Origin of the sequence: Flavobacterium sp. FPG59, from assembly GCF_002150205.1 — a bacterium.
Taxonomy (GTDB): domain Bacteria; phylum Bacteroidota; class Bacteroidia; order Flavobacteriales; family Flavobacteriaceae; genus Flavobacterium.
In genome coordinates this window covers 1-2,161 of the sequence record NZ_MTCA01000327.1, presented here as the reverse complement: position 1 = coordinate 2,161, position 2,161 = coordinate 1, and the positions used below count along the sequence as shown (strand labels likewise).

Annotated in this window: 2 protein-coding genes; both read left to right on the top strand. The window is 33.3% G+C overall.

Going from position 1 to position 2,161, the window contains the following annotated elements; all coding sequences use genetic code 11:
* The first annotated feature begins 56 nt into the window (after nt 1–56).
* Nucleotides 57–701: a DUF47 domain-containing protein gene (locus tag FPG59_RS15620; RefSeq protein WP_086455470.1), complete on the top strand. Its 645-nt coding sequence runs from the start codon at nt 57–59 to the stop codon at nt 699–701.
* Nucleotides 702–731: 30 nt separating this feature from the next.
* Nucleotides 732–2,078 carry an inorganic phosphate transporter gene (locus FPG59_RS15615; protein ID WP_086455469.1) on the top strand — a complete coding sequence of 449 codons (1,347 nt, stop codon included), beginning with the start codon at nt 732–734 and terminating at the stop codon, nt 2,076–2,078.
* Nucleotides 2,079–2,161 lie beyond the last annotated feature (83 nt).

The window sequence follows — 2,161 nt, the reverse complement described above, 5'->3', positions numbered from 1 at the left end:
GGCTTAACGTTAGCAATTATTAATGAAGTAATTTTGCCAAACTAAAATTAAATCAAATGAACATTAATAATTTTTTCCAATTTTTGGTTCCTAAAGACAAAAAGTTCTTTCCACTTTTTGAAGAAGCATCTAGTAATTTAATTGAAATAGCTACAAATTTACATGAAGCTGTAAATTTACCTTTTAAAGAGCGTGAGATCCTTTTTCAAAAAATAGATCTTTTAGAACAAAAAGGAGAGGACATTACACGTCAAACAAACCTTGAGTTGAGCAGAAATTTCATCACTCCATTTGATAGAGAAGATATTCACTCTTTAATTACTGCAATTGATAATGTTGCTGATAACCTTCATGGAGCAGCAAGTAGAATGCGTTTGTACCAAGTGGATAAAATTACTAAATCAATTCGTAAATTAACGGAGATTAATCTTGAAGCATGTCAAAATATTGATGTAGCCATAAGAGAATTGAGAGATTTAAAGAAAATGAAAAACATTACTGATGCTTGTGTTCGCATTAATAAATTAGAAAATAAGTCTGATAATGTTTACGATAAAGCTGTTTTAGATTTATTTGAAAACGAAACGGATGCCAAAAATATTATCAAATATAAGGAAGTACTTTCTGTGCTAGAAACAGCTACAGATAAGTGTAAAAGTGTAGCTGCAGTTCTAGAATCTATTTCTGTAAAACATTCTTAATCCTATTCCTTTTTATCTGAAATAACTCTTATGGATTTCACCTTACTTATAGTTATCATTGTATTGGCTTTAATCTTTGATTACATCAATGGTTTTCATGATGCTGCCAATGCAATAGCTACAGTTGTTGCAACAAAAGTTTTGTCGCCATTTCAAGCTGTAGTTTGGGCTGCTTTTTTTAACTTTTTAGCCTATTGGGTTTTTGGTTTTGGTGTAGCAGATACAGTTGCAAAAACGGCCAATACACTCGAGATTGATCTTGTTGTAATATTAGCAGGTGTAATAGCCGCAATTATTTGGAATTTATTTACTTGGTGGCAAGGTATTCCATCTAGTTCATCACATACCCTTATTGGAGGTTTTGCAGGGGCAGCCATAGCTCACGCTCTTGCTGTTCATGGTTTTTCAGGTTATACGGTAGGTGCTGGAGCCGATATGCATACCGCGTATTGGTATGACACAGTAAATTGGTATTCTCCAGGTAAAGACGGCGGTTTTCCGTCAGGTGTATTAGTGATTATTGCTTTTATTGTACTAGCGCCATTATTAGGAGCGTTGATGTCTTATTTAATATCAATTTGGCTTTTAAATGCTTCTAAAAAAAGTATTTACCCAAAGATTTTTACCGTTTGTTTGATGTTATTGACGATTTGGTTCGTAGAGTCTCAAATGGTGTATTATGCTGATATTAAGAAGCCACGTTTTGACTCACATTTTTGGAGCGTAGTATTTGAATCTCATAATATTAAATGGTTTTTAGTTGCATTTATAATTTTAACGGTGAGTGGTTTTGGTTTGCTATTTAGTAGTTTGAACTTGCATCAATCAACAGCTTGGTTAAAAAAAATGCAGTTATTATCATCCGCAGCATTTAGTTTAGGTCATGGAGGTAATGATTCACAAAAAGTTATGGGTATTATTGCTGCTGCGGTAACAGTTTACATTCAAACCAGTGGGTTGAGTCAAGAAAGTCTTCCAGATTGGTTAGATGTGGTTTTACCAAATGATGAAGGTGTTTTTAAAATGCCAGAATGGATTCCTCTAGCTTGTTACTCTGCAATTGCTGCTGGAACATTAAGCGGTGGCTGGAAAATTGTGAAAACAATGGGGTCTAAAATTACTAAAGTTACTTCTTTTGAAGGAGTTGCTGCAGAAACCGCTGGTGCACTAACCTTATATTTTACGGAGCATTTTAAAGTTCCTGTGAGTACTACACATACAATTACAGGTTCTATTATTGGTGTTGGATTAACAAAAAGAGTATCAGCTGTGCGTTGGGGAATGACCGTAAGTCTTATTTGGGCTTGGGTACTTACTATTCCTATTTCAGCAATTTTAGCAGCTATCATATATTATATGTTTCGTATTTTTATTTAAAATTAGAGTATTAAAATATTGTATAAAAAAACCATTCTTAGCGGAATGGTTTTTTTACATGAAATAATTTCTTATCTCAATAT

Bases quoted from the DNA above. Each gene is read 5' to 3' on its own strand.
- FPG59_RS15620 (WP_086455470.1), top strand. From the start codon at position 57: ATGAACATTAATAATTTTTTCCAATTTTTGGTTCCTAAAGACAAAAAG.
- FPG59_RS15615 (WP_086455469.1), top strand. From the start codon at position 732: ATGGATTTCACCTTACTTATAGTTATCATTGTATTGGCTTTAATCTTT.